The sequence below is a fragment of the Peptoniphilus sp. genome, from assembly GCF_034090345.1.
Taxonomy (GTDB): Bacteria; Bacillota; Clostridia; order Tissierellales; family Peptoniphilaceae; genus Peptoniphilus.
Genome location: NZ_JAXDSS010000108.1, coordinates 1 through 6,141 on the forward strand (window position 1 = coordinate 1; position 6,141 = coordinate 6,141).

At 30.6% G+C, this 6,141-nt stretch carries 6 protein-coding genes and 1 other annotated feature; of the genes, 1 reads left to right on the forward strand and 5 read right to left on the reverse strand.

Going from position 1 to position 6,141, the window contains the following annotated elements:
* The 5 genes from SOR77_RS08315 to serS all read right to left on the reverse strand — a co-directional run.
* Positions 1-521, reverse strand: a 521-nt coding sequence (locus SOR77_RS08315) for an HAD-IC family P-type ATPase (protein ID WP_320636647.1), incomplete at its 3' end; no start/stop codon positions are given.
* 211 nt (positions 522-732) lie between these two features.
* Positions 733-1,896: an aminotransferase class I/II-fold pyridoxal phosphate-dependent enzyme gene (locus SOR77_RS08320; RefSeq protein ID WP_320636648.1), complete on the reverse strand. Its 1,164-nt coding sequence runs from the start codon at positions 1,894-1,896 to the stop codon at positions 733-735.
* Complete coding sequence (locus SOR77_RS08325) at positions 1,889-2,608, reverse strand: 6-carboxyhexanoate--CoA ligase (RefSeq protein WP_320636649.1); 720 nt, start codon at positions 2,606-2,608, stop codon at positions 1,889-1,891. The genes SOR77_RS08320 and SOR77_RS08325 overlap by 8 nt, the downstream gene beginning before the upstream one ends.
* Before the next feature lies 1 nt (position 2,609).
* Positions 2,610-3,104 carry a hypothetical protein gene (locus tag SOR77_RS08330; RefSeq protein WP_320636650.1) on the reverse strand — a complete coding sequence of 165 codons (495 nt, stop codon included), beginning with the start codon at positions 3,102-3,104 and terminating at the stop codon, positions 2,610-2,612.
* 111 nt (positions 3,105-3,215) lie between these two features.
* On the reverse strand, positions 3,216-4,502 hold the full coding sequence (serS, locus tag SOR77_RS08335; protein ID WP_320636651.1) for a serine--tRNA ligase: 1,287 nt from the start codon (positions 4,500-4,502) through the stop codon (positions 3,216-3,218).
* Positions 4,503-4,543: 41 nt separating this feature from the next.
* Positions 4,544-4,710, reverse strand: a binding site (T-box leader).
* A gap of 149 nt (positions 4,711-4,859) precedes the next feature.
* Between serS and SOR77_RS08340 the strand changes: the two genes are divergently transcribed.
* Positions 4,860-5,975 carry a YibE/F family protein gene (locus SOR77_RS08340; RefSeq protein WP_320636652.1) on the forward strand — a complete coding sequence of 372 codons (1,116 nt, stop codon included), beginning with the start codon at positions 4,860-4,862 and terminating at the stop codon, positions 5,973-5,975.
* The last annotated feature ends 166 nt before the right edge of the window (positions 5,976-6,141 follow it).

Here is a 6,141-nt window from a genome sequence, read left to right on the forward strand (position 1 = left end):
TCTTTTTCAACCGGCACTGACTCTCCTGTCAAAGATGATTCATCAATTTTTAAGTTTGCAGAATCTACAAGTCTTAAATCAGCCGGAACTATATCCCCGGTTTCTAAAATAACATAGTCTCCCGGTACTAATTCTATAGAGTCAATTTCAACTCTTTTTCCATCTCTGACAATTTTAGCTTTAGGAGATGACATCTTTTGTAAAGCTTCAATTGCAGCTTCAGCTTTACCCTCCTGATAAAGAGATAGCGCAGTATTTATCAACACGATTGCTATTATTATAGCTGAATCTATTACCTCTCCAACTACTGCCGAAACAACACTTGCAAGCACAAGTATTATAATCATCGGGTCAAGTAACTGAGCTAAAAGCTTTTGAGTAAAAGGCGTCTTTGACTCCTTTTTCAATTCATTTTTCCCATGCTCCTGAAGTTTTTGAACAGCTACCTGTGTAGAAAGCCCTTGGTTAGAGCTATGTAATTCAGCAAAAACTTCTTTAGAAGTCTTGTTGTACCATTGCATTTAATTCCCCCTTAAAATACTTTTAAAAAGACCACTGTCTCTGACGAGAAACAGTGGTCTTGCTACCATAGTTATGGCTTACAGCCGGAATAAAAATTCGTAATGGCGACTGTAAGTAATTAGCTACTCCCCATTGTACTGGTAAGTTATTATTTATATTTTTTATTATACCCTTTTTCATTATAAATATCTATTTATCTTAATTTATTTTTCACTCTTCATTAATATAAAACCTTAATCTGTCTACTAAAAAATTTATTTGATCCTTAGTATGAGAACTCATTAAAGTAATTCGCAAAATTGCTTTATTCTTTTCTACAGTTGGAAATCTTATCGCTGGCACATAAATTCCATCCTCATATAGACTTTCAGAAATTCTAATAGCTTTTCCCTCATCACCTATTAAAACTTTTATTATAGGTACTCTGCCATCTACTTCAATTCCTATATCTTTTAACCTTAATTTAATGTATTGCACATTTTCTTTAAGCCTAATTAAATTTTCATTTGATTCTGAAATAAAATCCAGAGAAGCTATATTACACGCTATTGCCAAATGGCTCATAGAAGTTGAAAAAATATAGCTTCTGGCATGATTTAATATATATTCTCTTACTTTTTTAAAGGTTCCTACAAATCCCCCTTCAACCCCTATAGCTTTACTTAGTGTTGCAATAAGTATGTCCGGTTTTAATTTTTCTTCAGTTAATTCTATAATTCCTCTACCATTCTCACCAAGAACTCCAAATCCATGAGCATCATCAATTATTGTTATGGCATTATATTTATTTCCTAAATTGATTATACCTTTTAAATCTATAATATCTCCATCCATACTAAATACAGAATCAGAAACTATTATTTTGTTAAATTTGTAATATAATTTTAACTTATTTTCTAGGTCCTTTAAATTATTATGTTCATATATAACTATTTTGGACTTCGATAATCTACACCCATCAATTAAAGAAGCATGATTTTTTTCATCCGAAAATATTATATGTTCTTCTGTAGCAATTGATGAAATCACTCCTACGTTAGCTGTATACCCCGAGTTAAAAACTAAAGCAGATTCATACCCGCAAAATTTAGCTAATTTATCTTCAAGTTCCGTATGTAATATACTACTTCCTGTAGTAAGTCTTGAACCTCCTGACCCCATCCCAAATTTTTTAGCTAAGTTAACTCCCTTATCAAAAATATTTTCATTTTCAATAATCGATAAATAATTACTTGAAGAAAAAAGCAATAACTCCTTACCATTAATTTTTGAAATTGCAGATTGTGTACTAGAAAAAATATTTTGTCTTCTAATTAAATTTTGACTACTTAAAAATTTCATTTTAGAATCTATGTAATTAAACTTATCATCCAACAACAAGCACCTTCTTATTTCTTAAAAATTCTAGCGTCTCTTTTAAATCTGCTTTATTTTTATCATATAAAAAAATTCTAGCGCCATTTTGCGACCCAATTTCTTTTAATTTACTAACTCTTATATATCCATGTTTTTTAGTCGCTACATATCCTATCGTATAATTTGGATCATCCGAAATACATAACTCACCTACTATCCCCGGTGTATTTACAACCTTAGTTGCTAATACAAGAGCTTCATTAAAATGTATTTTATATTCTTTAAAATTTTTTATTTTTTTATAATCCATATATGTTACTCTAACTCCGCTTTTCAAATCCGGCTCCAATCTCTCTAATGAATTTACCTCTAAGATTATTGCACCTCTCATATTAGAAGTATTCTTTAATAAATTTAATATGTAATCTGCATTTTTTATATTTTGACTTTCTAAAAATGACTTTATAAATACAAACCCTTCCATAACAGATTTAACCTTGATTTCACTAACGTTTAAAGCATTTAGCTCTAGTATTTCATTCTCATCAATTTCTTCTATTTTTATATTTATAAAATCCGGCTTACCCTTTTCATGACTCATTGCCCTATTCTTCAAATATGTTATTACTTCCCCTAGTATCTTTTCTTCAACCATTCTTTCTGCTCCTGATATATGGACTTTCTTTCCATTGATATTCTTAGAAGCTCTCATTTTAACACTGTAAATCATTTTAACTCCTTCTACAAACTATAAAATCACTATACACACTATTTTCCACTGCTCTATAAAATCCATTAAAAAAAACTCTACACATTATCACAGTAAATATCATCCCTGGTATTGTAGGTATTAATAAAGTATACAAACTTAATTTAAAAATTAAACTAAGTGCCAATCTTGCTATAAAAGTTGAAATTGGTCCTACTATAAAAAATCCTATGTTTCTATTTTTAAAAATATAAACACCTATACCAACACATACTCTAAAAACCATTGAAACTATTATTCCATAAACTGTCATAAATCCAAGTACAAAAGAAATTATGCTTGATATAATGCCTGCTATAAAATAATTCCTAAACCCAAATATGTACGCTATTATAATTGCAATAGGAGCAGACATTTGAAACTCTCCCCCTAAAAATGGATTCGGCAATTTGAAAAATGCACTCATAGTTATCAACACAGATAAAATAGCAATAAAAGATAGTTTTCTAGCTTTCATTTTTCGCCCCTTCAAAAGATTAACATTTTTAAGCAAATTTGTCATCTATTTTACGCTCTAAAGTTTACAATCTACATAAAAAAATAAGCTCAACTGAGCTTATTTAAATTCTTATTTTACAGGAGCTATTCTATCTTTTCCACCCATGTACATTCTAAGTGGTTCCGGAATTTTAACTGAACCATCTTCTTGTAGCATATTTTCTAAGAAAGCTATTAACATTCTTGGAGGTGCAACTACAGTGTTGTTAAGTGTATGAGCTAGATAAGTTCCATCTTCTCCTCTTAATTTAATCCCAAGACGTCTTGCTTGAGCATCTCCCAAATTTGAACAAGAACCTACTTCAAAATATTTCTTTTGTCTAGGAGACCAAGCTTCAACATCCACAGATTTAACCTTCAAATCTGCTAAATCTCCACTGCAACATTCCAAAGTTCTAACCGGAATTTCAAGGCTTCTGAAGAAATCTACTGTATTTTTCCAAAGTTCATTATAGAAATCCATGGAATCTTCAGGTTTACAGATTATTACCATTTCTTGCTTTTCAAATTGGTGAATTCTATATACTCCACGCTCTTCAATTCCATGCGCTCCAACTTCTTTTCTAAAGCAAGGTGAATAAGATGTCATTCTCAAAGGCATTTTTTCTTCATCAGTGATTGTGTTTATAAATTTACCAATCATAGAGTGTTCTGAAGTTCCTATTAAGTATAAGTCTTCCCCTTCTATCTTATACATCATATTTTTCATTTCAGAAAAACTCATAACACCTGTTACGACTTCTGACCTTATCATAAATGGCGGAATATAATATGTATATCCTCTATCAATCATAAAATCTCTTGCATAAGAAAGAATTGAAGAATGAAGTCTTGCGATGTCTCCTCTTAAATAATAGAACCCTGCACCTGAAGTGTCTCTCGCAGCATCCAAATCTATTCCATCAAAGCTTTCCATTATTTCAACATGGTATGGAACTTCATACTCAGGAACTACCGGTTCTCCAAATCTTTCAACTTCAACATTTTCTGAATCGTCTTTTCCAACAGGAACACTTTCATCAATGATTTGAGGAATTACGAGCATTCTCTCTCTAAGTTCTGCTTCATATTTTTTAGTATCTTCTTCAATTTGAACAAGTGCATCATTTATTTCTTTAACTTTAGCTTTTGTAGCCTCTGCTTCTTCAATTTTCTTTTGAGCCATCAATGCTCCAATTTCCTTTGAAGTCTTATTTCTTTGAGCTCTTAAATCATCTCCTTTAATTTTTTCTTGGCGAAGCTTTTCATCAATTTCTATTGCTTCATCTACAAGCACTAACTTTTCATCTTGAAACTTCTTTTTGATATTTTCTTTTACCAATTCAGGATTTTCTCTTAAAAATTTAATATCTAACATTTTCTCACCTTTCTTACAAAATAAAAAAGCCTCCTCAATCCCAAAGGGACGAGAAGACCCGCGTTGCCACCCTAATTAGCCTACAAATAGACTCTCTTTAAAACAATGGACTCAAAGGCGGATTCAATTGCCCTCGTTACTTACTCACACCAACCGTAAACTCTCTAAAAACTCGGCACAACTTACTATTCCTCATCAGCATCCTATAAAAATTACATCAATTATATCATTTTATAAAATTCTTTTCAAATACTAAGAATTATTTTTTATAATAGTAATTAAATTTCTTAAGATTATAATTATGCTAGAGGGTTTTATTAAATTTTTACAAGTGTTAAAATATTTTTGGAGGATTTTATGAAAAATAAATTATTAATACTTATATTTGTTTTAGTCTTTATATTTCCCATCAAATCTCTTGCAACTTCTACAATTGGTTTAAAAAATGATCAAGATGAATATATGCACTATGAAAAAGCAATTGTAACTAAAACTTCTGAATTCAGTAAAGTTGATAGCTTTGGAAATAAAGAACAGACAGTTAAAATTAAATTTCTGACCGGCGAAAACAAGGATAAGACAATTGAAGTGACAAATTCTATTTCCACTCAATTGAATAATAACTTTGATTTAAAAATAGGAGATAAAGTTTTAATTCTTGAAAATAAAGATGCCTACGGTAAAACAATATATAGCATATCAGACCACTTACGTACAGATTATCTATATATTTTGGCTGCAACTTTTATACTTTTACTTTTATTGATAGGCAGAAAAATGGGTGTCCTTTCAATAGTATCCTTACTTTTTACTCTTGGAATTATAATTTTCGGAGCAATTCCTATGATTATAAAAGGACATAGCCCAGTTACAATGGCTGTTTTGAGTTCAATTTTAATTTCAATTTTCACAATATTGATAGTTGCAGGCTTTAGCAAAAAAAGCTTATGTGCAATACTTGGCACTTGTCTTGGAACTATCTTAGCAGCACTTATAGCTTATTTTGTCGGAAATAAATTACATCTCACCGGTCTTTCAATGGACGAATCACAAATGTTATTATATCTTCCAAACAATCTAACCTTGGACCCAAAAGAATTACTCTTTGCCGGAATAATTTGGGGCTCTCTCGGAGCTGTGATGGACGTTGGAATGAGTATATCTTCGGCGATATATGAAGTATCAATAACTAATAAAAACTTATCATTTAAAGAACTTTTGAATTCAGGAATGAATGTGGGAAAAGACATTATGTCCACCATGAGTAATACTTTGATTTTAGCCTACCTTGGAAGTGCTCTTCCCCTAATATTGTTGATGATGATATTTAATCAAAGTAATTATAAAATCATAAATCTAGATGTGATTGCAACGGAAATAGTTCGCTCACTCTCCGGTAGCATTGGATTGTTATTTACAATTCCATTAACTTCACTCTTAGCAAGCTATTTTATGCAACAGAATAAAAAATAAAGCTATTAAAAAGCAACCGTATGATCGGTTGCTAATTTTATATTATTTAAGACCTTCGTAAAGAGTCCCTTCTTTTTAATAAAAAAATATATAAGCACAAAAAGCTGCTATATCACCCACTTCAGCTGCAGTAACAAAATGTATGATATTTTTAAATCTTATATAT

Bases quoted from the DNA above. Each gene is read 5' to 3' on its own strand.
- SOR77_RS08325 (WP_320636649.1), bottom strand. From the start codon at position 2,608: ATGATTTACAGTGTTAAAATGAGAGCTTCTAAGAATATCAATGGAAAG.
- SOR77_RS08330 (WP_320636650.1), bottom strand. From the start codon at position 3,104: ATGAAAGCTAGAAAACTATCTTTTATTGCTATTTTATCTGTGTTGATA.
- serS (WP_320636651.1), bottom strand. From the start codon at position 4,502: ATGTTAGATATTAAATTTTTAAGAGAAAATCCTGAATTGGTAAAAGAA.
- SOR77_RS08340 (WP_320636652.1), top strand. From the start codon at position 4,860: ATGAAAAATAAATTATTAATACTTATATTTGTTTTAGTCTTTATATTT.